General features: G+C 60.9%; 29 protein-coding genes and 1 tRNA gene. 18 read left to right on the forward strand and 12 right to left on the reverse strand.

The features are described 5' to 3' along the window. The 9 genes from XH79_RS24675 to XH79_RS24715 all read left to right on the forward strand — a co-directional run bounded on the left by XH79_RS24675 (position 1) and on the right by XH79_RS24715 (position 6,390). Positions 1-693: an SDR family NAD(P)-dependent oxidoreductase gene (locus XH79_RS24675; RefSeq protein WP_212337751.1), complete on the forward strand. Its 693-nt coding sequence runs from the start codon at positions 1-3 to the stop codon at positions 691-693. A 1,366-nt stretch (positions 694-2,059) separates the two neighbouring features. Continuing rightward, the gene (locus tag XH79_RS24680) at positions 2,060-3,466 is read left to right on the forward strand and encodes a tyrosine-type recombinase/integrase (RefSeq protein WP_271583257.1); all 1,407 of its coding nucleotides are present in this window, start codon (positions 2,060-2,062) and stop codon (positions 3,464-3,466) included. Then, complete coding sequence (locus XH79_RS24685; protein ID WP_271583258.1) at positions 3,463-3,861, forward strand: hypothetical protein; 399 nt, start codon at positions 3,463-3,465, stop codon at positions 3,859-3,861. Before XH79_RS24680 ends, XH79_RS24685 begins: the two co-directional genes overlap by 4 nt. Before the next feature lie 111 nt (positions 3,862-3,972). After that, positions 3,973-4,185 carry a hypothetical protein gene (locus XH79_RS24690; protein ID WP_271583259.1) on the forward strand — a complete coding sequence of 71 codons (213 nt, stop codon included), beginning with the start codon at positions 3,973-3,975 and terminating at the stop codon, positions 4,183-4,185. Positions 4,186-4,208: 23 nt separating this feature from the next. Beyond that, complete coding sequence (locus XH79_RS24695; RefSeq protein ID WP_271583260.1) at positions 4,209-4,856, forward strand: hypothetical protein; 648 nt, start codon at positions 4,209-4,211, stop codon at positions 4,854-4,856. 73 nt (positions 4,857-4,929) lie between these two features. Further along, on the forward strand, positions 4,930-5,151 hold the full coding sequence (locus XH79_RS24700; protein ID WP_271583261.1) for a hypothetical protein: 222 nt from the start codon (positions 4,930-4,932) through the stop codon (positions 5,149-5,151). A gap of 263 nt (positions 5,152-5,414) precedes the next feature. After that, complete coding sequence (locus XH79_RS24705) at positions 5,415-5,699, forward strand: hypothetical protein (protein ID WP_271583262.1); 285 nt, start codon at positions 5,415-5,417, stop codon at positions 5,697-5,699. After that, positions 5,696-5,965, forward strand: a complete 270-nt coding sequence (locus XH79_RS24710) for a hypothetical protein (RefSeq protein ID WP_271583263.1) — start codon at positions 5,696-5,698, stop codon at positions 5,963-5,965. Before XH79_RS24705 ends, XH79_RS24710 begins: the two co-directional genes overlap by 4 nt. 203 nt (positions 5,966-6,168) lie before the next feature. Then, the gene (locus XH79_RS24715) at positions 6,169-6,390 is read left to right on the forward strand and encodes a hypothetical protein (protein ID WP_271583264.1); all 222 of its coding nucleotides are present in this window, start codon (positions 6,169-6,171) and stop codon (positions 6,388-6,390) included. A 1,754-nt stretch (positions 6,391-8,144) separates the two neighbouring features. Here XH79_RS24715 and XH79_RS24720 read toward each other — a convergent pair. Beyond that, positions 8,145-8,312 (reverse strand): hypothetical protein, encoded by a 168-nt coding sequence (locus XH79_RS24720; protein WP_271583265.1) that lies wholly within the window; start codon positions 8,310-8,312, stop codon positions 8,145-8,147. Positions 8,313-8,557: 245 nt separating this feature from the next. Here XH79_RS24720 and XH79_RS24725 point away from each other — a divergent pair, with 245 nt between their 5' ends. The 7 genes from XH79_RS24725 (at position 8,558) to XH79_RS24755 (ending at position 14,877) form a co-directional block, all read left to right on the forward strand. Continuing rightward, on the forward strand, positions 8,558-9,148 hold the full coding sequence (locus XH79_RS24725) for an ATP-dependent DNA ligase (RefSeq protein WP_271583266.1): 591 nt from the start codon (positions 8,558-8,560) through the stop codon (positions 9,146-9,148). 115 nt (positions 9,149-9,263) lie between these two features. Continuing rightward, a complete protein-coding gene (locus XH79_RS24730; RefSeq protein WP_271583267.1) occupies positions 9,264-9,476 on the forward strand; it encodes a hypothetical protein in 213 nt (70 codons plus the stop codon). Positions 9,477-9,646: 170 nt separating this feature from the next. Beyond that, positions 9,647-10,120, forward strand: coding sequence for a hypothetical protein (locus tag XH79_RS24735; RefSeq protein ID WP_271583268.1), 474 nt, complete (start codon positions 9,647-9,649; stop codon positions 10,118-10,120). 140 nt (positions 10,121-10,260) lie between these two features. After that, positions 10,261-12,267, forward strand: coding sequence for a primase-helicase family protein (locus tag XH79_RS24740; protein WP_271583269.1), 2,007 nt, complete (start codon positions 10,261-10,263; stop codon positions 12,265-12,267). A 551-nt stretch (positions 12,268-12,818) separates the two neighbouring features. Further along, positions 12,819-13,445 (forward strand): hypothetical protein, encoded by a 627-nt coding sequence (locus XH79_RS24745; RefSeq protein ID WP_271583270.1) that lies wholly within the window; start codon positions 12,819-12,821, stop codon positions 13,443-13,445. Next, positions 13,439-14,197 carry a phage terminase large subunit gene (locus XH79_RS24750; RefSeq protein WP_271583271.1) on the forward strand — a complete coding sequence of 253 codons (759 nt, stop codon included), beginning with the start codon at positions 13,439-13,441 and terminating at the stop codon, positions 14,195-14,197. Before XH79_RS24745 ends, XH79_RS24750 begins: the two co-directional genes overlap by 7 nt. A gap of 104 nt (positions 14,198-14,301) precedes the next feature. Continuing rightward, the gene (locus XH79_RS24755; protein WP_271583272.1) at positions 14,302-14,877 is read left to right on the forward strand and encodes a hypothetical protein; all 576 of its coding nucleotides are present in this window, start codon (positions 14,302-14,304) and stop codon (positions 14,875-14,877) included. Here the strand turns inward: XH79_RS24755 and XH79_RS24760 are convergent. From XH79_RS24760 to XH79_RS24805, 10 genes are all read right to left on the reverse strand, one after another. Beyond that, entirely contained in the window at positions 14,874-15,368 is a 495-nt protein-coding gene (locus tag XH79_RS24760; RefSeq protein WP_271583273.1) for a permease prefix domain 2-containing transporter, read from the reverse strand. The genes XH79_RS24755 and XH79_RS24760 overlap by 4 nt on opposite strands. Further along, positions 15,365-15,691 (reverse strand): PadR family transcriptional regulator, encoded by a 327-nt coding sequence (locus tag XH79_RS24765; RefSeq protein ID WP_271583274.1) that lies wholly within the window; start codon positions 15,689-15,691, stop codon positions 15,365-15,367. Before XH79_RS24765 ends, XH79_RS24760 begins: the two co-directional genes overlap by 4 nt. Before the next feature lie 232 nt (positions 15,692-15,923). After that, complete coding sequence (locus XH79_RS24770) at positions 15,924-16,814, reverse strand: DUF3800 domain-containing protein (RefSeq protein ID WP_271583275.1); 891 nt, start codon at positions 16,812-16,814, stop codon at positions 15,924-15,926. Positions 16,815-16,888: 74 nt separating this feature from the next. Next, a tRNA-Pro gene (locus XH79_RS24775) sits at positions 16,889-16,966 on the reverse strand. Between the two features lie 115 nt (positions 16,967-17,081). Continuing rightward, complete coding sequence (locus XH79_RS24780; protein ID WP_271583276.1) at positions 17,082-17,657, reverse strand: MerR family transcriptional regulator; 576 nt, start codon at positions 17,655-17,657, stop codon at positions 17,082-17,084. 24 nt (positions 17,658-17,681) lie between these two features. Continuing rightward, positions 17,682-18,023: an integration host factor subunit alpha gene (locus tag XH79_RS24785; protein ID WP_026311906.1), complete on the reverse strand. Its 342-nt coding sequence runs from the start codon at positions 18,021-18,023 to the stop codon at positions 17,682-17,684. A 134-nt stretch (positions 18,024-18,157) separates the two neighbouring features. After that, the gene (locus XH79_RS24790; RefSeq protein WP_271583277.1) at positions 18,158-19,138 is read right to left on the reverse strand and encodes a beta-ketoacyl-ACP synthase III; all 981 of its coding nucleotides are present in this window, start codon (positions 19,136-19,138) and stop codon (positions 18,158-18,160) included. Further along, entirely contained in the window at positions 19,135-20,196 is a 1,062-nt protein-coding gene (gene plsX, locus XH79_RS24795) for a phosphate acyltransferase PlsX (protein WP_271583278.1), read from the reverse strand. The genes XH79_RS24790 and plsX overlap by 4 nt, the downstream gene beginning before the upstream one ends. Positions 20,197-20,492: 296 nt before the next feature. Continuing rightward, positions 20,493-21,062 (reverse strand): YceD family protein, encoded by a 570-nt coding sequence (locus XH79_RS24800; protein ID WP_271583279.1) that lies wholly within the window; start codon positions 21,060-21,062, stop codon positions 20,493-20,495. After that, positions 21,059-21,610, reverse strand: coding sequence for a ubiquinol-cytochrome C chaperone family protein (locus tag XH79_RS24805; protein ID WP_271583280.1), 552 nt, complete (start codon positions 21,608-21,610; stop codon positions 21,059-21,061). The genes XH79_RS24800 and XH79_RS24805 overlap by 4 nt, the downstream gene beginning before the upstream one ends. Before the next feature lie 98 nt (positions 21,611-21,708). Here XH79_RS24805 and XH79_RS24810 point away from each other — a divergent pair, with 98 nt between their 5' ends. Then, positions 21,709-22,194 (forward strand): outer membrane protein assembly factor BamE, encoded by a 486-nt coding sequence (locus tag XH79_RS24810; protein WP_271583281.1) that lies wholly within the window; start codon positions 21,709-21,711, stop codon positions 22,192-22,194. A 117-nt stretch (positions 22,195-22,311) separates the two neighbouring features. Next, positions 22,312-23,325 (forward strand): Bug family tripartite tricarboxylate transporter substrate binding protein, encoded by a 1,014-nt coding sequence (locus tag XH79_RS24815; RefSeq protein WP_271583282.1) that lies wholly within the window; start codon positions 22,312-22,314, stop codon positions 23,323-23,325. A 141-nt stretch (positions 23,326-23,466) separates the two neighbouring features. Here XH79_RS24815 and XH79_RS24820 read toward each other — a convergent pair whose 3' ends face one another. Then, on the reverse strand, positions 23,467-23,844 hold the full coding sequence (locus tag XH79_RS24820) for a VOC family protein (RefSeq protein WP_212335917.1): 378 nt from the start codon (positions 23,842-23,844) through the stop codon (positions 23,467-23,469). Positions 23,845-23,846: the final 2 nt, after the last annotated feature.

Raw genomic sequence — 23,846 nt, forward strand, 5'->3', positions numbered from 1 at the left:
ATGTTGGAAGTCGGCAATCGGATCGTCATGGTCTCCGGGGCTTCGCGCGGCATCGGACGCGCCGTCGTCGACCGGCTGCTGGCCTCGGGCTTCCGCGTATCGGCGGGGCTTCGCGATCCGAGCCGTCTCGCCGAGAGCGAGAGGCTCATGACCCACCGCTATGATGCCGAAGACGCCAAGAGCCCGATCGCCTGGGTCAACGCAACGGTCGCGCGGTGGGGCGGCGTCGACGCCATCGTCAATGCGGCCGGCATCAATCCGAAGGTCCGTGTCTCCGACGAGGGCGAGAACGAGCTGGATGAAATGTGGCGCGTGAACGTCAAGGGTCCCCTGCGCCTCGTCAGAGCCACCCTCCCTCATTTGGCCGTCTGCGGTCATGGCCGGGTCGTCAATCTGGGATCCCTCGCCGGCAAGCGCGTTGGAAGCAATGTCGGCTACGCCATGACCAAGTTCGCCGTGGTCGCACTCACCCACGGCATTCGCCGGGAAGGACGTGCGGCCGGCATTCGGGCGACGGTGATCTGCCCGGGCTATGTTGCCACCGACATGACGCTGAACGACGACGAGATTCCGCGCCACGAGATGAGCCAGCCCGGCGACATCGCCCGCCTGGTGGAAACTGCACTCATGCTGCCGAACAACGCCTCGGTCTCCGAGATGCTCGTGCACTGCCAGTTCGAGCCGACGCTTTAGGGCTTGAGCGGAACCGATATCTTACGACAGAGGCTGGCCCGAACGGCAACCCAACTGCCGCGCCGCGCTACGTTGCGCCTTCGTTTAACTTTCCGCCATCTCAACGCAGCGGATGCGCGGATCCGTCTTGCGCCCGCACCGCCTAGTCCCACGTCCTTGAAGCTTGCTCGTACGTTCGCAGTTCGGATGCGGCCCCACTTCCGGGGCCTGCCCAGATTGGCCGACGCAGGATTTTTCTTGATCTCCCGGTGCACACGTCGTGCACACCCCGCCAGCAAATCGATTGAAAACTTGAATTTTCGGTCCAGCCCATCATTGGACAAGCCGCCGCGCGCGTGGCTTGCTATTCGCCGACAGCCAGTCAGGCCTCACTACACAACGAACTGCCGAGGTGTCGCGCGACGCCCCTCTTTATCGGGCGCTGTTGGCCATTGGTTCAAAAAAGACCGTTTGAAAAATCCACTGCTCAAACGGTTTTGCCGACTAAGGCCTTGAAATGGTGGGCGCACCAGGGCTCGAACCTGGGACCTGCTGTTTGAGAGTCAGTTGGCTTGATCCCAAAGCGCCATCTCGTTGATCGGATACATCGCAGTATAGAAACGCTAACGTGTTGCGAAGAAGTGGCGCTTTCGCGCCCCCTTCAGCTTGGCGGCCTGCAAACCCGAGTCGTTGTCCGGCAGGACTATGACCGATCGCAAGTCTAGTAAGGCAAAGATCTCCCGAGTCCTACGACGCCATTGCCAGTGCATGCGTGGTAGACTTCGCTCTGCGGCGATCGTGGCTTTCGCGCGAGCTGGAAGGTGACGACTCTTGTGTGGAGTCCGAGCAGGATGTATATTGTCGTCGTCGATCACGGTGGTTGCCCCCATCGTGTTGATGTTGAAATTCAGAAAGCCCCGCTGGTTGCCGCCAGCGGGGCTTTCGTTTGTCAGAATTGTCGTACTGCGTGCGGGTGCGGCCCCTTGGATGTGGATGGCTTCTTGCAAGCGGCGAGAGTCGCGGGAGAACGGTCACCGAAGGAACAGTAACGCTCCGGTAGATTCTCCGGTGGTCCATGTTACGATTTCGGGCGTTTTGCCGCTTTTCGTTCGCTAAATCGTCCTCCCCGGCAGGCGCCGGGGAGCACGAAAAAGACAGCAAGATCAATGGGATTAAATGGTCGGAGCGAGAGGATTTGAACCTCCGACCCCTAGTCTCCCAGACGATGGCGATACCGTAACAAAGCGTAACGAGACTGAACGATCGGACAGGGTGTAAACACTTTATTGAACTAGATATTTCCGGTTTTTTGTGGCATGTTACGAACATGGGGTAACGGCCACTAACAGGCTAGAAACGTTACCCCACAGCACCTTGGGGTAACGGCATGGGCAAGACTAGGGCGCTATCCAACCAGGCGATCGAACAACTTAAACCGCGCGCGGTGCGGTGGGAGATGCCGGATCCGGGCGCACGTGGCCTTGGAATAGCAGTCCATCCCAAGGGCAATATGTCGTGGGTGTTCCGCTTTCGCTCGCCGGAGGACAAAGGAAAGCCCAAAAAACTGACACTCGGCACCGTTTCCCTGGCGCCATCGAAAGCCGAGCCACAGCTCGGTCATCCCCTCAATCCGACCCAAGCCCGCGCCTTGGCTGCCGCCGCGATGCTAGACGTGCAGAGGGGCATCGACCCTACGTTTGTGCGCCGGCAGGAGAAGGCTGAGGCCAAGCGGGAGGCTGTCCGCGACAACACCATCGATGCGGCTGTGATCGAGTTCCTGAAGCGGTACAAGGGCCGCAAGCGCCAAGGTTTGCGCGAATCGACCCGCCTGCTCACTGCCCACTATTTCGGCCTGAAACCAGATCCGGAGAAACCGGGCGAATGGAAAAAGAGCGGGAAAGGTGTGCTCGGCAAATGGTCAGGTCGCCCCCTCGCATCCATTACCAAGCATGATGCAATTGTGCTGCTCGACGGCCTGGTCGACGCTGGGCGCGGAGTAACGGCGAATCGCACCTTGACCACGTTGAAGACGTTTTTCGACTGGTGCGTCGATCGCGATATGCGGGAATCCTCTCCGGTCGCATCCCTCGACGCCTTCGCGCACGAAACCGAGCGTGAGCGCAAGCTAACCGCTGCTGAACTGGTGGCAGCTTGGAAAGTCGCCGATCGCGAGGGCTACCCTTTTGGCCGTCTCGTGCAATCCTTGATCCTGCTCGGGCAGCGACGCGATGAACTGCGCGAACTGCCGCGAACCGAACTTGACTTGAACGGCACCTCAATAGTTCTCGACGATGGCAGCCGCTGGAATGAGCCTCTGTGGACAATCCCGAAAGAGCGAACGAAGAATGGGCGCGAGCACTTAGTGCCGCTCAGCCCGCAGGCCGTGGCGTTGTTGAAGTCGCTTCCCACCATCAAGGGCAAGGGATGGCTGTTCACCACGACGGGCGAAACGCCCATCAGCGGATTGTCGAAGGCTAAGAAGCGGTTCGATGAAGCGATGCGTGCCGAGTTGCGCAAAGCGGATCCCGAATACAAGTGGGAGAAGTGGACGCTGCACGACTTGCGCCGGACCTTCTATTCTGGCCTGCAAGCGCTTGGGTTCTCCATCGAGATCGCAGAAGCGTGCGTCAACCATTCCTCGGGCTCTATCCGCGGCGTCGCCAGGGTCTATGCTCGTCATAAATACCTGCGTGAAAAGACTCAAGCCTTCACCGCTTGGGCGCGATATGTCGACGATCTGGTGAATGGCCGGACCGCTAGCAATGTTTTCCCGTTCCAGAGGGAGCAGGCATGAGCACCGCCCCGATCGTCGAATTGCTGATCGAAGTCGAGTCTATTGTTCCGACGCTCGATGACGACGATTTAGCAGATTGGGCGGATAAACGCTGTGACGAAATCCGCGACGCGCTGATGGCCGGGGACGCTTCCGCTGCAGCATGGGCCGCATGCCAACTCGGCGAACGTCTCGCCGAGATCCGGCACCTCGGAGAAATTGCGCGCCGACCGGAAAGAGAGGGAGACGAACGCGGTCGTTGGCGGCGTCGCAAGCGCGAAAGGACCAACGAACGGCGCGCGGTCTTTGAAGCCGAACGCAAACGCTGTTTTTCAGACGCCGAAGCCTACAAGCGAACCGCAGCGAAGCTTGGAGTCACCGTGAAGACGATTCGGCGCGATGTGACCAATTCTTAATTAATAGCTAACGCGGAAGAAGGTCCTTTCAACACGAAAGTGCACTTTTGTCCCGATTGATGGCCGAATGAGGCGCAGCGTGAGACTCTGTGATCAACACATGAGGTCACGATGTCCGCCGACGATCCTAACGCACTCATCCCCACATCACAGGTCCGCGCCCGCTACGGCGGCGTGAGTCATATGTGGGTCGAGCGCCGTCTAAAAGACGATCCCGCCTTCCCTCGCCCGCTCTACATCGCCAAGCGCCGTTTCTGGCGCCTCGGTGAATTAGCCGCGTGGGAACGCAGTGTCGCCGCGCGTCGTCAGCCCATCGCCGCGTGACAGCCAATCAAGGACCATCAAATATGAACGAACTGCACAGATTGATCGAACAGCGGGGCGCACATCACGAGGCGGTCGAGCGGGAGCGAGCCGTCGTCAGGACGGCCCGTGACCTGGCGGATGCGCTGGATGCGTGTCGAACGGTCGCGAAGAATGCGGCCGCAGATCGAACCCGCACGGCCGAAGGCCAGCGTGCGTTCGTCCGTACTCACATCCATGACGGTACGTGCGCCTATCTCCGGAAGGCGCGATCGCAGGCCAAGCAATGCCGCGATGATCTGGCCACTTGGACCAAGCGTTTGGTCCCCGCACCCGGTGACAAAGGCGATCTGGATCTGGCTGTGATCCGCAGTGACATTCGCGCGATGTTCCGCGGAATGACGGTCCCGCAGCAAGTGCAGTTCCTGGCAAAGCTCGACCATCCCGTCGAGGTGTATTCAGCGCTGTTGTCGGGTCCGGCCATGCTGTCCGGCATTAGCGAAGATCAGCGCGGCAAGCTTCTCGACAATTACCGAAGCCAGTTTCACGCCGGAGATATGCAACTTATCGCTCAGCAACAGGAGGCAATCGCGCTGCTCGACGCCGTCAGCAGCACCGTTGCGAACGAGGCTGCGCGCACTGGCGGCTGGCAATCCCACGAATTTTCCAAGCTCATCGAAGAGGCGAACTGATATGGCTACATTGTCTCAACTCCAATCCTCCCGTGCTACGGCCGGAGCGACGTACGCTACGGCGCTCGCGTCGTTGAAATCGGCATACATTGCGTTGGCGGCGCTGGACCGGACACTTCGCAATACGAACGTCAGCGCCGCTACCGTGCAGGGCTTTCCGCTCGACCACGCCGCCCTCAACGATACCGTTCGGATGTTGAGCCATGGCCAATTCGCGCCGGACCAGGCGCAGGATTGGCAGGATCAGATCCTGGCAGCGTCAAACGCGCAAATTTCAGCGTTCACGCCAGACTGACCCCGCGCATGACCACGCTGCTCATTGCGGCGGTATCGCCAAGCCGAAGAGATCGGAGCGAAGTCGGGTTGACGGCAACAAGAGGATCGGGGCCTCTTACGACGGCTTGGCCGATAACGAAGAGAAGCTTGCATTCAGGAAATCAGGCCGTGTGTTTTGGCGGCCTCTTTTCCACACCCACGAGACATAGTAGTTCCCTGTCGCCTTGAGCTACGAGGAATCGACAATTTGCGATGTACTTAGGTTGCCGCTTTGATCGCGGCATGTCTCGATCCACCGCCCGCCACAAGCATACTCACGCCGATGGTCGCCCGCTCAAGATCACGTTCGGCGAAATGCGCGAGATGGGCGTCCGCAGCGTCATCGTCTTCTGCGCCGATTATCGTTGCGGCCACAGCGTTGCATTGAGCGCCGATCGATGGGCTGATGATGTACGGCTATCGGATATTGAGTCGCGGTTCATATGCCGAGTTTGCGGCAGACGCGGCGCCGATGTCAGACCGGATTTCAAGAGCGGCAAGCCGCCATTGGCTATGGGTAATCGATGAACCTAACTAACGAACGGCCCTACTCCAACCCTGAAGCCGCGGCACGCAAGCTGTTGGATCTCGCCGCGAGCATCGAAGCGGTCCAGGACGGTCGCATTCACATTGAGAAGATCAACGCGCCATTCCTTTCGAAGAACGGCTGCAAGGCAACAGGCGCCGAATTCGGCGCCGGCCTCAGGTTTGCGATCGAGCGCGGCTGGCTCGAGCTGCATGAAAGCGGCACCTATGTGAGACTGCTGAAGCCCGGCCAAGATCTGCTCAAATAAGACGCCGCGCCAGCAGATCCTCGCCGGCCTTCTTCACCCGACGCCGGGGCGGCCTGGCATGCTGGCCGGTCCGCCTGAAAACCAAGAAGTGTGAAGCTGGTCACCCTCGCCGAATCTCTCCTCGCCTACAATAGGAACGTCTCCGTTCCGGATGCTTATCCGGGAATGGACGGGTCGGAGCTGGCGAAACTGGAGGCGCGGCCATGAAGCCCCACGCCATGAGCAAGTATTTCGGTCGTGGCGCCGGCCACGTCCTGCGCGAGCACAACAGCGCCGTGTTGCTGTTCAGCTGGCGCGGCAAGCCCGACGGATCGGCCCGCTATGTCGAGCGCGTCAACCGCTACGCTCGCAACGGCGTGGAATATCCCAGCCTTGCCGCCCTGCTCAGCGCTGTCGAGGCCGAGCACGCTCAGAAGGAGCCTTGATTTGCACTGCCGGCTATGCCGTAGGCGTCGGTGGCAGACCAATCGCGCTCCTTGCCAGCCTGACATCGCCTGTACAGGTCGCCGCCATGCTCGCCTCCACAAAGCGCAGAATTGCGCTGCGGAAGGAGGCACGCCTGAGTCGGGGCGGGTCAAAGGCGCCAGCATGCAGCTTAAGTCCCGGTTGCTGGTCGCAGCTAATGCGATAAAGTCGCACGGTTGGAGGGGCCATGAGGAGCGGGCTAATCGCTTTCGCGAATGCGTTCGTGCTGATCGTTTTCGGCTGCGCAACCGACAGTTATGCTCAGCGGGGCTACTACGACGAGAATGGACTCTTTCGTCCGTACTCTAAGTCTCACCCGCCGCCACCACCGGCACCTCCCCAAGCAGACCCGGAGCCATCCGCTACCCCGTCGGAACGAGTTTTTTACCTGAGGTCTTGGCCCAGCAACGTTATCCGGGTGAACGACGTGAGTTATGATGACATCTCGCGGAGACCGGAGGAATTCACAGGGGCCTCGCTCATTCTGAAAGGCAAGGTCATCCAGGTTATCGATAACGGCAGTGGCGGTATGCTTCGGGTCAACGTCACTCCCTCGGAGGATTATCGGGGCTTCAGCGACACTGTGTACGTAGAATATAGGCGTGGCCCATCCGAAAGGGGAAGGATTTTGGAGGGAGACGTTGTCTCGGTAAGAGGACTTTTCACCGGCATCACGTCCTACCGTAGCGTTCTCGGGGCAACAATTCAGATACCTGGCGTCAGGTCGACTGAGATGCCGACCGTGGAAGGTCACTCTACGCAATAGCGAACATCGTTCTGGCCTGGAACGATGTCCGTTCGGACGGATGAAGATGCGGAAGCCGACGCCTACATGCTCATGGAGATGATGGCTGCCAAGCCCAGGGCGGCTGCACCCCACGCCAGCGCATGCAACATCCAAGGCCGCATTGTCATTGTCGCCTCCCACAGGATGGGAAGATGCGGGGCGGCTCGCGTGCGCTGCTTGAGATAAATCAAAGACTAAAGATTAGCGCCGTTGCTGCGGCCACCGTGAAAACACCAGCGCCAACGACAAGCACACGCACTAGTAGTTCTCTGCCCATGCCCTATCTTAACCTGAGTTAAGTCAGGCCGGTTATGCAGTTTGTGCCAGGTTATCCCGGAAAACACGCTCCTTTGAAAAGGACAGGAACGTTCGAGCGATTTCCAAGTTGTTCCGATACCCTTCCCCAAAGGGTGACCCTAAGTCGGCCCCGGCTCAAATGCGCCCCTGCGTGAGCTGGGGCTTTTTTGCACTCCTAATGAGTGCCCCTTTCGGGCGATCGTTATTCTTGGTGGCGGTGGTAAGATTGGCAAACCTCCGGGCAATATCCAGCCCTGGTGATCCGGAGCGCAGGCGGCCTCGCCACGTCATGCCAGCGTTGGTGGGGCCGCTGCTCGTTTGGCGATGCAGTTGAGCGACAACTATGATGACTTCATTCGAAAGCTTGACCGCTGATAGCCCCAGGTTCGTGATCTTGGGTCAGAAGGTGACTTGTGCCCCAGCTACTTATCCTTTTGGTGAAGCTGGGGCCTTTTTTCGGCAGTCCAGGGTGCACAGAACTAGCTCTGTTCCCATACCGGAACTGGCGGTTCGAAATTTCGCGCAGTGGTTGATGTTTGTTGTTGCGGGAATTTTCGGCAATTGGTTACATTGTCACTTTAATCCTAGACGTGTCGCCTCTGGCCGGGGGAGCTGTCGTTGAAGCGGGAATTAAAGGAATTCCGCAGGCTCGAAAGGGCTTGCAGAGAACACGCCGCCATCGCTTCCTTTGACCTTGAGCGGGAGGGCCTGCTTAAGGTGGCCGAGTATTATCGGAAAGCTATCGAGATCCGGGAACGGCGGCAGGACTCCAGCCAGTAGATTTGCGCCGAAGGTCATGGGAGCTCGGACGCCTCGAAGGATTTTGTCGAGAGCCGACTTGGCCGCTCGATCGGCGGCGTGCAGCTAGCGCTTCCGCTCCGGTCCTAAAGCACCAGGCTCACCAACCAGACCGTGAGCGAGCAGCAGACCGCAATTCCAACGTATGGCAATGCAATTGTCATCGGTCCCTCACTGACGAAATCCCGACGCTCAAATCGAACGCAAGATTCGCATATTCGCAGCCGCGTGACTATCTCGTTTTCATGCCCAGCACATTCGAGTTTTGCCTGCCGACCGCGGCCAAGGCCGTCCCCGATGGCCCCGACTGGTTCCACGAAATCAAGTATGACGGCTATCGCCTGCGCGTCGAGCGCAACGGCCGCACCGTGCGCCTGATCACCAGGAATGGGCACAACTGGACCGACCGCTTCCCCTGGATCGTGCAGGCGGCGCTGCGCAACCGCGAGCAGCAATTCGTCATCGACGGCGAGGCCGTGGTGCTCGGCGTCGACGGCGTCTCCGACTTCGATGCGCTGCACTCGCGCCGGCACGACGACGAGGTGCAGCTCTATGCCTTCGATCTCCTCGCGCTCGGCGGCGAGGATCTGCGCCAGCTGCCGCTGGAGATGCGCAAGACCAACCTCGCGCGGCTTTTGCGTGGCCGGCCCGACGGCATGTTCATCGCGCCGTTCGAGAGCGGTGCGATCGGGCCGGAGCTGTTTCGCGCCGCCTGCGACCTCCGCCTCGAGGGCATCGTCTCCAAGCGCCGCGATCGGCGTTACATCGTCGGCCGTACCAAGGAATGGGTCAAGGTGAAGAACCGGACCCATCCGGCGATGAACCGCGAATTCTGAAAGTCTGCTAGCGCCGCCGCCGCGCACTATGCCGCTTGCAGGCCGTCGCCTTGAGGGTTGGGTCCGCTCGGCCTGACCTTTAGCGGGCTCCGTTACGACTTTATGCGTTGATGCGGTGTCTGGCCGCATATCGGGACAAAACTCAAACACAGGTTTCCACATCGACGAGTTGGCGCGGATCAAGAAGCTAGTCGGCCTCACCGAGAGCATGTTGGAGGCGATCGACAAATGGCGCGCGAAGCAGAAGCCAATCCCCAATGTTTCGGACGCGATCCGGCAATTAATCGAGATCGGATTGAAGGCGCCGCGGGCTAAGGACCGCGAATAGGCCGAGGCCTTGACATTATATGATATTCATATAATCTGGTCGGCATGGCGTCAACCACCAGATACGTCGAGATTCAGAACCGGCTCTTAGGGATTCCGGTCCCAACGATAACGACGTACGTTCAGCGCTTGCGCGAGGACGAGAAGATCTTTCGCCGCGGAAAGCGCGGAATGGGTTCAGTTGAGCCGACGGCCAGCGAAGTTGCCAACCTTCTCATTGCCCTATGCGCGACACCGTCAACCGGTCGCACAGCACCTCATCCGTTGGACGTGGTCCGAACCGCCCGTGCGGCAGTTCGTGTGACCGACTACGCTCCTCACATCAACAATGAAGCGATTAGAGACCTCTCAGTCGCGCACGCAAGCACCTTCGGCGACGCGATTGAAGCGCTAGTCGCGGACATGCGCAGCGGTACCTATGCCGCTTGGAAGGGGGAGTCATATCCTCATGCCGTTATCAGATTTTACGACCATGGGGGCCGGATCTTTATCAATCTGCAACGGCTTGGCGACCCGATGTCGGTGCTAGTTTTTCGCAACGAGCATGGCGATTTTGGCGGGCCTTGTCTCAACCAGATCGCAGAGCTGGATCTGTTCGCTCTTGAAGAACTCGCGAAGGCGATGGAGCCGATGACTGTTGAATAGCGAAACGGCCCCGGATCAGGATTGATCGCAGGGCCGCGGGATGGTTCGGTAAATTGCTTGGCGGCCTTTACCTATCACATTCCGCGATTTTTGCAATCAGAACTTGGCTCGGGGCTCCAAACAAATGGAGTCCGCAAGCTATGAGAGTCACTAACGTTGAGGAATGGGCGCAAGCGAACGAACGCCTTTTTCAATTCAGCAACGGCAGCGCCTATGCCATGCCCCCCACTGTACAGGATGCTCTGGCGGTCGCGATCCCACGCGAGATTGTGAATCTTTGGCTGTTTCACGCCCAGAAGAATTCTCCCATTTTCCCCATTCATCATTTTGTCTGGGATGTCCGACGCTTGCTCGGTGGCGACTACAAACTCGCTGAAGAATGGCTGCTTCCGGTTTTTGAGGAATGGGACGATCCAGAACGCCTTCCGTCACTGTGGACCGCGGCAGATCGGCCGTACATCGACGGCGAAGATGTCCTGGTGCTTCGCGCGCTGGCGTCGCTGTATCACGATGAGGCGAACGAAGGCGGCCTATTCGCGCTCACGCCGGACGAGATCTATCCTGAAGAGGAAGAGGCAATCAAAAATCTGCACCGCCTATTCAACGAACTCGACTCTGCCGAGTTTGATCGATTGGAAATAGCGGCTGGCATCACCAACCCGGGCGCGGTGGCTGCGTTGCTTGCCAAGGGACCCCTGACGCTGACCGAAGCCGACCTTGCGGAACTCTCGTTTCGCGATCGACTGCGCGTCGAGAATGAAATCTTGATGGCTCGTCACGACGCGCGACCCGTGACGCCTTGCCCTGTCCCGTTGCCAATGCCCCTCCCCGATCACCCCAATCTCACCGCGCAGCAAGCGGTAGCGCTCGAAGATTTCTATGCGTGCCTGCCGGCCGGCGCCTTTATCTTCACCCCGACACGCGAGATGTGGCCAGCGACGTCCGTTAATTCGAAGATTGGGCCAGTCGCCGTCCCCATGCGGGAGAAACCGATCCAAGCATCTACCTGGCTCGCCACGCACCGCGCCGTCGAGCAGATGACCTGGGCGCCTGGTCGGCCAATGGTCATCGCCGACAAGCTGATCGCCGACGGTGGTTGGATCGATCGGCTAGGTTGTAGCGTATTCAATCTGTATCGTGCGCCCGTGATCAAGCCGGCGATGGGCGACGCAGCGCCATGGATCGAACACGTCCGCTACATCTTCGAAAGCGAGGCAGACCACATCATCCATTGGCTCGCACAGCGGGTGCAGCGACCCGACCAAAAGATCAATCACGCCCTGGTGCTCGGCGGTCCGCAGGGTATCGGCAAGGATACGATGCTCGAACCGGTCAAGCAGGCAATCGGGCCTTGGAATTTCACCGAAGTATCACCCGTGCAGATGCTAGGTCGCTTCAACGGCTTCGTTAAGTCCGTCATCCTGCGCATCAGCGAAGCTCGCGACCTCGGGGACGTGGATCGCTATGGCTTTTACGAGCACATGAAAACGTTGACCGCGGCGCCGCCGGACGTTCTCCGGGTCGACGAGAAGCACCTGCGGGAGCATGCTGTATTGAATGTGTGCGGTGTGATCGTCACGACCAACAACAAAGACTCCATGCACCTGCCCGCTGACGATCGCCGGCATTTCGTGGCTTGGTCCGCTCGGAGCAAGGACGACTTCCATCCGGATTACTGGAACAAGCTCTACGGATGGTTTGCGCGCGGAGGATCTGAGATCGTGGCACATCATCTCGCGAAGCTCGACCTCAATGGCTTCGATCCGAAAGCACCGCCGCCCAAGACGCAAGCCTTTTGGGAGATGGTGGACAGTTCCCGGGCTCCGGAAGATGCCGAGATGGCCGACGCTTTGGATGCGCTCGGCAAGCCCGACGCGGCGACCCTGGCAAGCGTCTTGACGCGGGCTGCCCCTAACTTCGGCGAGTGGCTGCAAGACCGCCGCAACCGTCGCAAGATCCCTCACCGGTTCGAGGAATGCGGCTATGTGCCGGTGCGCAACCCTTCTGCCGGAGACGGCTATTGGGTCGTGAATGGAAAGCGTGCACCGGTTTATGCCAAGCGTGAACTGTCGCCACGGGATCAAATTGCAGCGGCCGAACGGCTATCCTCGGCAGGTTTACCAATGCCGCCACTGCCAAACCGATAGGTGGAATCGGTGGAGTCGGTGATCCGCTATTATCGTTTATAGCTTCATCCTTTTCGCCCTCCCCTCCTGTCTACACGTAATTGAACAAGAGCTACTAAAGCAGAGTGGTTTGGTTTGGGAAAAGGAGTGCAATAGCGGATCACCGACTCCACCGATTCCACCTATCAACCCTCAGGCATGGAAATAGACCAGAGGCAGAAAGATGTATGTCCACCAGGCCAATCCGGCCAATCCGGACAGGACGAGCATATCCTTATCGCTCATGGGGGATCTCCGAGAGCAGTTTCGATTACCCTCCAACCAACGAGCGGCAGGGCGCGTTTCAATGGCGCATCGCAGCGCTGCATAAATCCGCACGCTCATCGCCACTCGTCCGCGCCGCATCGCTCGCTTAATTCGATGCGCTCTAGTTCTACTGACTAGTGCTCCGTTACGTATCGTTACTATACTCGCAGCACTTTTGCTGATTCACGAATTCTTTGGTACGATGGGGTAAACAACGGGGTATCGAAACGCGAACTCGCGTGGCCAAATCGCAAGTGAGTTGAGTAATGGGCAAGACCGGCCCCAAGTGTAGCGTTTGCAATTCCAAGCACCGGCACCAGATCGAGATTGGACTCGCGCACGGCATTGCGCACAACGCCCTCGCCCGCCGGTTCAACGTCAGCGCTGATGCCGTCGGCCGGCACGCCGCCAACCACGTCAGCCCCGCCATGCGCGCGGCGATCCTGACCGCACAGAAGCCCACTGAGATCGATCTAGACGCGTTGCAAGCGAGCGAACAGGAAGGTTTGCTGTCTCAGCTCGTGCACCAGCGCGCGCGCCTGCAACAGCACGTGGCTACTGCGATCGATTTCGGCGACATCAAAGCGGCGATCAGCGCGGAAGGCGCCATTACCGCCAACCTGGCGCTCGTTGGCAAGCTGCTGGGGATGATCGTGCAGCGTCACGACGTCCGCTCGACGTCGCTCCTGATCAGCGCGGATTACCTGGCCATGCGCCACGCTCTCGTAAGCGCGCTGCGCCCCTTCCCTGAGGCGGCGCGCGCCGTGGGGGCGGTCCTGCACCGGCTGGAGACTGATGCGGCCGCCGAGATCACCCAGCGCGCCGGCAAGCCGCCCCTGGTCATCGAGACCAAGCCCGCCGTACCGCCCTGCCCGGTGCCACCGCCATGCTGATGGCACGCGACATAGCGCGCGCACTGGATCCGGCCTTGCTCGCTGTCGACGCGGATATCGAGCTGGACGACTGGCAGGCCGATTTCGTTCGATCTGACGCGCCGCAGACGGCCATGCTCATCCCGCGGCAGCATGGGAAGACGGAGGCCGCGACGATCAAGTCGCTCTCCGTCGCCACCACCGAGCCGGACAGCCTAATTCTGATCGCCTCGCCAGCACAGCGGCTTTCAGACGAGTTTGTCCGGCGATCGCGTAAGACCTATGGTCGACTGCCGGACGCGCCAGGACTTGTCGGGGATGCCGCGCGCCGTATCGAATTCGAGAATGGGAGCCGCATCCTCGCGCTTCCGGGTGACAATGACGGCGACACGCTCCGCGGCCTGGCTCGCGTTCGCCTCGCGATCATCGACGAAGCTTCGCGCTGCTCGGATGAACTGATCACCGCCATTCGCCCCATGCTTGCCACGCACCCGCGCGCGCAGCTCGTTTACCTGTCGACGCCCGCCGGCAAACGAGGCGCATTCTACGAAACATGGTTCGCAAACGATCCGGACTGGCACCGCATACGCGTTGAACTCGGATCATGCTCCCGCATCACGCCGGAGTTTCTCGCCCGCGAACGCAAGAACCTCGGCGAGACGAAATTTCGACAGGAATACCTCTGCGAATTCCTCGACACAGAGGACGCAGCATTCTCGACAACGATCATCGACGCTATGTTCACCAATGAGGTTCGACCGCTATGGATTTAGCTCGTAGATCTTTCGATTGGCCTCAGTACCCGGCGCGCGCAATCGACCGATGGTTCGTCGGCGTCGACCTTGGGCAGAGCACCGACCCTACCGCAATCTGCGTTTTGAACCACCGCGTCGTCCCGCTCGACACGTGGAAAGAGAACATCAAAGCCGGCTACTGGCGCCAGGATCGTACTGAGCACTTCGACGTGCGCCATTTGGAGCGCTTGCCGCTCGGCATGTCCTACCCGCAGCAGATCCAGCGTGTGGTCAACCTGTTGGCTCGCCCGCCGCTCGACGCGCTAAAGCCCAAGCTGGTCATTGACGAAACGGGCGTCGGCCGTCCGGTCGGCGACATGTTCGATGCTGCCGGCCTGCACCCGAACAGGATCACCATCACGGCGGGATTAGAGGCGACGCAGCACGGCGCCAAGACCTGGCACGTGCCCAAAGGCTTGCTGATTTCGAACCTCGAAGCCCATTCGCACAGCGGAGAACTGCGCATCGCGGCGGCTGCGAACGATGCTGCGGCGCTCAAGGAAGAATTGAAAGACTTCAAGCGGAAGATATCGGAGGCCGGCCGCACGACCTATGCAGCCAGAGTCGGCGCTCATGACGACTTGGTCCTGTCGGTCGCCATAACGCTGTGGATGGCAACGCAGGGACCGGTGACGATCTGCAGCGAGTTGCGGATCTAAAGGCCGAATTTCGAACGGACGTAGTCGACCACCAGCGTTACGAAACCCATTCGCTTGATCCATTGCCACAATAACGGCCCAAATGAACGCGCGACCTCAAACCAGTACATACGACGTGCTTGTGGCTCGCCGAGCCGGATGGCATTCCTCTGGAATATCTCCTCAAGATCGCCGAGCAGAGCTTGCGCCGAGTTCTTCGGCGCGATGAATGCTAATAGGAAGGCGGCCGCTGCCGGCGGGGTCGAGCGCTTGGGCGGAGCCGACGAATCTTGCTCCGCCTCGCTCTCCAGCCCCTTCTGAAGTTTCCGGAGTTTTGCTTTAAGTATCTTGCGTTCGCCAGTAGCGAGCTTAATCCGATACTCTATATCCAAATCGGCTTTGATCGCCACACGTTGAATGATGTGCGAAATCTCGTACGAGCCTGACAAATAGGTAAACTTCCCCACGTCAGGCTTGGAATTCTTATCGTCGTCCCCGCTCTTTTCGGTCACGCCATGGCTCCTGCCAGTTTGGTCCCTGCGCGCAACCGGTCGAGCGCAGAGAGGGATGCATTCAGGGCCATCTGCCCCTTACCGGTGATCTGGAAGAACATTTTCGCTCGGCCACCGCGTTCTGCGGTTGCCTGACCTTGTTTGCTTTGAACAAACCCCTTCTTTTCGAGGGTTTCGAGAGTCGCGTAGATCGTCGCCATCGGAACTGCTTTGTTCAGACGCTTTTCGAGTTCCTCGTAGATGGAGACGCCATACGCGTCGGGCTGCTTTCGCATGATTGCGAGCATTACGACTTGCTCCGTCTGCTTGAGGGTGGTGTCCATGATGAGCCTTTGTGCCTCTGATGCTTCGGTTCCCCTTACCCGATTGTGCCCCGGGTATCTTCCAATATATAGAAGAAATCCCCGACGTCAATCTTCCAGAAATTGGAAAATATGGATATGCTTAGGGTAAGGCAGCGGATGTCGCGGGCGCTCGGCCCGTCCGTACACGCCTGTACAACGAAATAAAGTTACCGATAGCGATATTGAAACTTTAACCCCGAATCGGCATTGTTCAGGCGGGCTCTGCCCCGAGGTCACCGTGTGTGGCCGACCCCGCTTCGGCGGGGTTTTTACTTTCTGGCATAGGCTTCTCGGGACCGTCGAAGCAGTAGTACTTGCTTCCGAGATTTGGCCAGTCCTCTCGCGACAGGTGGTACTCGATGAGCTTCCCGTCGGATTTCAATCTCTCGTAGGGCCGGCAGTCCGGATTGTACCCGCCCATGCAAATCGGCCAGAGATAGAGGTCGGCCATTTGAGCCATAGGTGAAGACTTCATCTTCGGCGCAAACTCCAGCAGAGTTTCGCTGAACTCTTGTGGGGAAAGCGGCCGATACTTTTCCGATGTATTCGGATCGAACGGCGGGCCGTCTTTTTTGAGATTCTCATAGTAGCCCTTGAGCACACGATCTTCGGCCTTGTTACAGCGCTCAGGCATCACCCGGAGCCTGCACCTTCGCTCTCTCGCGTACTTTGCGGCACGCTCAACGCTGATGGTGAAGGCGCTCTTGCACAACGACCAGCGCTCTCGGCCATACTTTTCCCGATAGCGGGCGTTGTATCCAGGCCTGTCGATCACACACGCCAGGCCCACGACAGGCGAGCCCATCATGAGCTGGTACAGCTCCTCGTAGAAGATATCCCTGTCGCGCTGCGGCCGTCGCTCCAGCCAAAGAAAACCTTTGGTCCGCGACCGGACCTCGACCGAATGGATGGGCTCAGTGAGCCCCCACCGTCGACAGAAAGTCTCGTGCATTTCACGTGCAAGCGCTTCGTCAGAATCGGCGACAAGCACGCCGCCGAGCGCAAACCAATCGTAGCCGTGTCCTGCCCGCTTCCCGACCTTGTGGTCGGGGTGCCGCGTTCCCGAATCATCCATGTAGAAATTGATGACGTTCGACACCATTCGCCCGCCGGGGAGACGTTACCCTATCCGTTACCCTGAGTGAAATCCGGACGCCCTAAAATCCGGCTAAGTGATGGTCGGAGCGAGAGGATTTGAACCTCCGACCCCTAGTCTCCCAGACTAGTGCGCTAACCGGGCTGCGCCACGCTCCGAACGCCGTTCCATTAGCTAGGATCGCCGCTTTGCGCAAGGCGAGGTCACACCATTTTGGTGTGCCCCCGGCCAGATCTCCCGGAACTGGCCGAAAAAGCCGCCGGCGGACCTGCCCTACCCGTCCTTCAGCGCCTGATCCAGCATCTCCCGGCAGGCGACGAGGTCGGCGAGTGCCCGCCCGAGGCGCTCCCGGTCGAGCGCGCTGGGACCTGCCGGCGCGGCGGCACCGCCCTTGCGGAACGTGGTGAGGATCTCCTCGTCATCGACCTCCGTGAAGCGGAAGTCGATGCCTTCCTCCTCATCGCCCTGGTAGTCGTCATCGTCGGCATCGGCGATGCCCTTGATGGGGCCCTCGTCGTCCGGCTCCATCAGGCTCGCGCCGATGGCGTCCTCGATGGCTCCGAACGAGACCGCGGCCGCGCCGTCGGCGAGGCCCTGCACCGACTTGACGCCGTGCTCTTTGAGGATCCGCTGCACCCCGCGGATGGTGTAGCCCTCTCCGTAGAGCAGCCGGCGGATGCCCTTGAGCAGGTCGACGTCGTCGGGACGGTAATAGCGGCGGCCGCCGCTGCGCTTCATCGGCTTGATCTGGGAGAATCGGGTCTCCCAGAACCGCAGCACGTGCTGCGGAATGTCGAGTTCCTGCGCTACTTCGCTGATGGTTCGGAACGCATCCGGCGCCTTGTCCAAATGCCCATCCTTTCCGAAAGGCGGTTACGCCTCGGGTTGAACCTTGCTGCCGTCGCCGTTGGTGCGGTGCTGCGCGTTGATGCGCTGCTTCAGGATCGCGGACGGCTTGAACACCATGACGCGGCGCGGCGAGATCGGCACCTCGGTGCCGGTCTTCGGATTGCGGCCGATACGCTGGCCCTTCTTGCGCACCATGAAGGAACCGAACGAGGACAGCTTCACCGTCTCGCCCTTCTCAAGGCAGTCGGTGATCTCCTTCAGCACGAGTTCCACGAACGCGGACGACTCCGTCCGCGACAGGCCCACCTTCTGGTAGACGGCTTCGCAGAGATCGACACGCGTTACGGTTTTACTTTGATCGGTCATCGCCCTGCCCCACATCACGGCGAACAATTGTTGTCTGAAATTATGAGGTTACGATACGGCGGTCAACAGCGCTCATCAATGCAGACGCATCGATAATCGCGGCTGATTCTGGCAAAATTTTATCAACTGTGGCGCTACCAGCGCACCAGCGCTGAACCCCAGGTAAAGCCGCCGCCCATCGCTTCCAGCAGAACGAGGTCGCCCTTCTTGATGCGGCCATCCTTGCGCGCCACCGCCAGCGCCAGCGGAATCGAGGCGGCCGAGGTGTTGCCGTGACGGTCCACCGTCAGCACCACCTTCTCCGGCGCGATATGCAGCTTGTGGGCGGACGCGTCGATGATTCGCTTGTTGGCCTGGTGCGGCACGAACCAGTTGATGCTGTCGGCGTTGAGCCCGGTCGCCTCGAAGGCATCGACGATCACGTCGGTGATCATGCCGACTGCATGCTTGAAGACCTCGCGGCCTTCCATGCGTAAGTGCCCGACGGTCTGGGTCGAGGACGGTCCGCCGTCGACGAACAGCTTTGCCTTGTGGCGGCCGTCGGAACGCAGATGCGTGGTGACGATGCCGCGGTCGGTCGCGGCATTGCCCGGCTGCTCCTGCGCCTCCAGCACCACAGCGCCGGCGCCGTCGCCGAACAGCACGCAGGTGCCGCGGTCGTTCCAGTCGAGGATGCGCGAGAAGGTCTCCGCGCCGATCACCAGCGCGCGCTTGTAGGCGCCGGTGCGCAGGAAATTGTCCGCCGTCGCGAGCGCGAACACGAAGCCGGAGCACACCGCCTGAAGATCGAAGGCCGCGCCATGGTTGATGCCGAGGCCGTGCTGCACGGCGACCGCCGATGCAGGGAACGTGTTGTCGGGCGTCGAGGTCGCCAGCACGATCAGCTCGATCGACTGCGCGTCCACGCCGGCGTCGCTGAGCGCGGCCTGCGCCGCCTTGATGGCGAGGTGCGAGGTGAACTCGCCCTCGGCCGCGATGTGCCGCTCGCGAATGCCGGTGCGCTGGACGATCCACTCGTCGGAGGTGTCGATACGCGCTGCCAATTGGGCGTTGGTCACCACCTGCTCCGGCAGGTAGGAGCCGCAGCCGAGCACGACCGAACGGATTTTCGTCACGAAACAGCCTCCTGCGCGGCCTGCACGGAACTGAGTGCACCACCCTCGCGGTTGAGCATCTGATTGATCTTGTTCAGGAGATCGTAGTGAGCCATCTCATAGCCAACATCGATCGCATAGGCAAAGCCTTCGGCGCTGGTTCCGCCATGGCTTTTAACCACCAGTCCGTTGAGCCCCAGGAACACGCCACCATTGGACTTGTTGGGGTCCATCTTGTCCCGCAGGGCCTGGAAGGCGCTGCGCGCAAAGAGATAGCCGAGCTTGGACAGCCAGCTCCGCTGCATCTCGTTGCGGAGTAATTCCGCCATCTGCCGCGCGGTTCCCTCGGCAGCTTTCAGGGCAATATTGCCGCTGAAACCTTCGGTCACGATGACGTCGGCCAGCCCCTTGCCGATGCCGTCGCCCTCGACGAAGCCGATATAGTCGAGCTCCGGCAGATTTCTGGCACGCAGGATTTCCCCGGCCTCACGGATCTCCTCGTGCCCCTTGATCTCCTCGGTTCCGATATTGAGGAGGCCAACCGTGGGGCGTTTCTTGTCGAACAGCACGCTCGCCATCGCTGCGCCCATGAGCGCCAGCGACACCAGATGGTGCGCATCGCCGCCGATGGTGGCGCCGAGGTCGAGCACGACGGATTCGCTGCGCCTGGTCGGCCATATCCCCGTGATCGCCGGGCGGTCGATGCCCGGCAGCGTGCGCAGATGGAAGCGCGACATCGCCATCAACGCGCCGGTATTGCCGGCGGAGACCGCGACATCCGCCTCGCCCTTCTTTACCGCGTCGATGGCCAGCCACATCGAGGAGGTCTTGCGGCCGCGCCGCAGCGCCTGGCTCGGCTTGTCGTGCATGCTGACGGCGACGTCGGTATGGATGATCTTCGAGGCGGCCTTGAGCTGGGGATGCTTCTCGAGTTCGGGCTCGATCTTGGCCCGGTCCCCGACCAGCAGGAACTCGGTGTCGCGATGCCTGCCAAGCGAGATGGCGGCGCCTGGAATGACCACGGCGGCGCCGTCGTCGCCCCCCATGGCGTCAAGCGCGATGCGAACCTTGCTGGGCATGAAAGTCCTGGAAACCTGGTCTGGTGCGGTCTTGAACGAGCGGGGCCGCAAATGGGTTCGCCATGACATGGCGGCCGGCCAAGCGCCACGCCGCACCCGGACCGGGGCGCGACAATAGCGTTTTGTTATCCCGAAACAACCTCTTGCCCCCAGCCTTTTGCATTCAGGACGACCAGGCGGCGGATCGGTAAAATCCGCCGGAAATATATAGAAATCAAATAGATAAATCGGACTTTCAAACCACTGCCACAGACACCTCCCGTGCCTTGGCAAGCGGTCTTACGGGGAATCGGCAGCTACCGGTTCTTTTTGTTGTCCTGGAGCGCCTTCAGCGCCGCGAACGGATGGTCCTCCGGGTCAGGGGCGACCACCTCCGCCTCGAATACGGCCCCCTCCTTGCGCGGATAGGGGTCGATCGCCAGGAACAGGGCATCCGTGGCGAGCCGGCCGAGGTCGATGACGCCATTGATGATGGCCTCCGGCGGATCGACGACCTCCGGCGGCTCCTCGTCGTCCTGCCCCTCCTCGATCAGGTCGGCCAAGCGCCGCGCCTCGGCCTCGGGGGCGAACGTCAGGTCCACCTCCTCGTCGATCTCGCTCTCGATCGGATCGAGCGTGACCACACAGGTCTGGCCGATCCGGGCGCGGACCTGCCCCGTGACCTGGATCCGGCCGCCACTCTTCGGCACGACGTCGAAGCTGGCGTGCGCGGACAGGACCTCCCTCAGGCCAGCGAGCTCCGCCATGGCCTGCCGCTCGGCGGCCGATGCCTCGAGCTTGCGATGCAAACCGGTGTCGGGGATGTGCGCCACGATGACGGGCGCCCGCCAGGGATCGGGCGAGGATGTGATGTTGGGTCGGCTCATGGCTTGGCACCCTCCCTGAACGCCGGGGGAAAATTGAAGGACGCATCGAGCAGCGCGGCCTCGCTGGCCCGGCCGAGGTCGGCCTCGGCGGCCCTGGCATAGGCCGCGAGCTGCCGAGCCTGGTCCATGCCGGTGCCATTCAAGATATTCTTGCAGATCGCCGCCGCCAGCGCCTCGCCGTCGTCCTCCATGGCCTGGTCATAAGCCTGGACGCGGCCGTAGAAGGCCTCGCCGAAGGCCCGCATCCGCTTCGGCACGGTCTGGTCGCCCACACCCATCTCGCGCAGATTGTCGTCCATGTCCTCGCAGAAGCGATCGAACAGCGCCTGAGACAGCTCCGTGGCGCTCTGGACCGTGCGCAGACGCCGAAGCAACAGCCACAGATGCAGCAGCAACAGGTCGAAACGGCCGTTAACCGTATCCGGCACGCCCAAGTCGCGGTAAAATATGGGTTCTCGCGCCTGCGTCACGATCATGCCATAGATGGCTTCAATGGTGCCCGGCGGGGTTAGCCGGGGTTTCCTGAAGTGATTGAACGGCCAAAGCATTGTGGTTTCCGCAAGCGGGCGCGCGCGAGTTGCATTCAGAGCCTCCGCCCGGTACTTCAGCGCCTCGCGCGACGCAAGGGGACGGAATCAGTTCCGCTATGACAATAACGAACCAGACCGGCCTGCGCGCAAATCCGCGGCGCGGCCTTCATGCACGTTGGCGCGGCCTGCGCCTGGCGGCCGCTGCGGCCTTGGTCGGCGTCGCGCTTGCGGGCTGCACCGGCGAGCAATTTCAGAAGGGCTACATCCTGCCGCCCGGCGCATTGGAGCAGATTCCGATCGGCGCAAGCCAGGACCAGGTGCTCATCGTGATGGGCACCCCTTCCACCGTCGCGACGCTCGACGGCGAGGTGTTCTACTACATCTCGCAGCGCTCGGAGCGAATGGTTGCCTTCATGAACCAGAAGGTGGTCGACCAGCGCGTGATCGCGATCTATTTCGACAAGAACCGGCGCGTGCGCCGGCTGGCGAATTACGGCCTGCAGGACGGCAAGATCTTCGACTTCATCAGCCGGACCACGCCGACCTCGGGCCAGGAGATGAGCTACCTCGCGCCGATCTTCAAGCTGCTCAGCTTTAACTAAGCCTTCAGCCTGCGGCGTCGTGCCGCGATCCGCGCGGCACTCGCCGTCGCTCGCGACTTGCCGTTGCGCAGCGGGTTCCCTACGCTCCCAGCAAAACAAGAAGCTGGGAGTGGATTCGTGTCCAAGAAACTTCAGAACACTTTGTTGTCCCGCCGTCGTGTGCTTGCCGGCGCTGCCGGCCTTTCGGCCGCAGCGATCCTGCCGCGATCGAGCCTGGCGGACTGGAAACCCACCGAGAACGTCCGCCTCGTCGTACCGGCCGCGGCCGGCGGCTCGACCGATGTCATGGGCCGGCTGCTGGCCGCTCATCTGCAAACCGCCTGGGGCCAGTCGGCCGTCGTGGAGAACCGCTCCGGCGGCGGCGGCACGATCGGCACCGCCGAGGTGGTCCGCGCCAAGCCCGACGGTCACACCATCCTGATCGGCAACCCCGGCCCGAACGCGATCGCCTACAGCATCTTCAAGAACCTGACCTACAAGCCGGACCAGCTCCAGCCGGTCTCCAACATGATCCGGATCCCGAACATCGTGTCGGCGCATCCGAAGACCGGCATCAAGTCGGTCGCCGAGCTGATCGCGTACCTGAAGGCCAATCCGGACAAGCTCAGCTACGCCTCCTCCGGCGTCGGCCAGAGCCCTCACCTCACCGGCGCCTGGTTCCTCCAGCTCACCGGGCTGAAGATGACGCACATCCCGTTCCGCGGCGCAGGGCCCGCGCTCCAGGCCGCACTCGCCGGCGACATCCAGATCCTGTTCGACAATCTCTATCCGAGCCTGCCGCAGGTGCAGAACGGCACGCTCAACGGTCTCTGCGTCACGACGACGGACCGCAGCGACCTCGCGCCTAACCTGCCGACCATGCGCGAGAGCGCGCCGGAGCTGGCGAATTTCGACATATCGTCCTGGTTCTCGGTGTTCCTGCCGAAGGGGGTCTCACCCGAGGTGCTCAACGCGCTCAATCTCCAGGTCAAGGCGATGCTGGAGCGCGACGACATCAAGAAGCAGATCGCCGCCATGGGCGCCCGCGCCGATTACGGCACCCCGCAACAATTCGCCGACTTCGTGGACGCCGAGACGAAGAAGTTCGCCGGCATCATCCAGAAGGAAGGCCTGCAGATGGACGTGCAGTGAGTTGCCGTCGGGCCAGCATGAACCGGAAGGCAACAATCCGAGAGGAATCCCTATAGCTCTAACCGCAGCTGTGGATGAGCTGCTAGCGGAATTGCTGGCAGTTACTCCAACCACGCTTTCCGAAACTGAGCGACAACGCCTCTATTGCGCTCCGGCGCGGAGAGGGGTTGGCCAACCGACACGGACCAACGTTTCATCCGGGTCAGAGATCGCAAATTCGTACATCCCCCACGGCTTGTCTTCGGGTGATTGCTGAAATTCGCGCGCCGCAGCATCAACACTCTCGAGGTAAAGATAAAGCCCAAAAGGGTTTCTGCCCGGCGTTAGCCATCCCTCGACCGCGTCCGTCAGATGTAGATATCCGCCCTTCCCGTTCGACAGCATGCGATAGGTGTCAGGCTCTCCCGGAGCAGGCCTTTCACTGTCCGGGCGCGCAAAGCCCAGCCGATTGTAGAACCGCTCCGACGCATCAAGGTCGTTACACGGCAGGATCGCGATCAAAGCTCCGGAAGGGCTCATTC

Source organism: Bradyrhizobium sp. CCBAU 45389 (assembly GCF_028128625.1).
Taxonomy (GTDB): domain Bacteria; phylum Pseudomonadota; class Alphaproteobacteria; order Rhizobiales; family Xanthobacteraceae; genus Bradyrhizobium; species Bradyrhizobium liaoningense_B.

Coding starts and splice junctions, on each gene's coding strand:
- XH79_RS24705 (WP_271583262.1), top strand. CDS start 5,415: ATGTCTCGATCCACCGCCCGCCACAAGCATACTCACGCCGATGGTCGC.
- XH79_RS24715 (WP_271583264.1), top strand. CDS start 6,169: ATGAAGCCCCACGCCATGAGCAAGTATTTCGGTCGTGGCGCCGGCCAC.
- XH79_RS24675 (WP_212337751.1), top strand. CDS start 1: ATGTTGGAAGTCGGCAATCGGATCGTCATGGTCTCCGGGGCTTCGCGC.
- XH79_RS24725 (WP_271583266.1), top strand. CDS start 8,558: ATGCCCAGCACATTCGAGTTTTGCCTGCCGACCGCGGCCAAGGCCGTC.
- XH79_RS24810 (WP_271583281.1), top strand. CDS start 21,709: ATGACAATAACGAACCAGACCGGCCTGCGCGCAAATCCGCGGCGCGGC.
- XH79_RS24745 (WP_271583270.1), top strand. CDS start 12,819: ATGGGCAAGACCGGCCCCAAGTGTAGCGTTTGCAATTCCAAGCACCGG.
- XH79_RS24770 (WP_271583275.1), bottom strand. CDS start 16,814: ATGGTGTCGAACGTCATCAATTTCTACATGGATGATTCGGGAACGCGG.
- XH79_RS24690 (WP_271583259.1), top strand. CDS start 3,973: ATGTCCGCCGACGATCCTAACGCACTCATCCCCACATCACAGGTCCGC.
- XH79_RS24735 (WP_271583268.1), top strand. CDS start 9,647: ATGGGTTCAGTTGAGCCGACGGCCAGCGAAGTTGCCAACCTTCTCATT.
- XH79_RS24750 (WP_271583271.1), top strand. CDS start 13,439: ATGCTGATGGCACGCGACATAGCGCGCGCACTGGATCCGGCCTTGCTC.
- XH79_RS24805 (WP_271583280.1), bottom strand. CDS start 21,610: ATGCTTTGGCCGTTCAATCACTTCAGGAAACCCCGGCTAACCCCGCCG.
- plsX (WP_271583278.1), bottom strand. CDS start 20,196: ATGCCCAGCAAGGTTCGCATCGCGCTTGACGCCATGGGGGGCGACGAC.
- XH79_RS24685 (WP_271583258.1), top strand. CDS start 3,463: ATGAGCACCGCCCCGATCGTCGAATTGCTGATCGAAGTCGAGTCTATT.
- XH79_RS24695 (WP_271583260.1), top strand. CDS start 4,209: ATGAACGAACTGCACAGATTGATCGAACAGCGGGGCGCACATCACGAG.
- XH79_RS24800 (WP_271583279.1), bottom strand. CDS start 21,062: ATGAGCCGACCCAACATCACATCCTCGCCCGATCCCTGGCGGGCGCCC.
- XH79_RS24820 (WP_212335917.1), bottom strand. CDS start 23,844: ATGAGCCCTTCCGGAGCTTTGATCGCGATCCTGCCGTGTAACGACCTT.
- XH79_RS24765 (WP_271583274.1), bottom strand. CDS start 15,691: ATGGACACCACCCTCAAGCAGACGGAGCAAGTCGTAATGCTCGCAATC.
- XH79_RS24740 (WP_271583269.1), top strand. CDS start 10,261: ATGAGAGTCACTAACGTTGAGGAATGGGCGCAAGCGAACGAACGCCTT.
- XH79_RS24710 (WP_271583263.1), top strand. CDS start 5,696: ATGAACCTAACTAACGAACGGCCCTACTCCAACCCTGAAGCCGCGGCA.
- XH79_RS24680 (WP_271583257.1), top strand. CDS start 2,060: ATGGGCAAGACTAGGGCGCTATCCAACCAGGCGATCGAACAACTTAAA.
- XH79_RS24785 (WP_026311906.1), bottom strand. CDS start 18,023: ATGACCGATCAAAGTAAAACCGTAACGCGTGTCGATCTCTGCGAAGCC.
- XH79_RS24720 (WP_271583265.1), bottom strand. CDS start 8,312: ATGACCTTCGGCGCAAATCTACTGGCTGGAGTCCTGCCGCCGTTCCCG.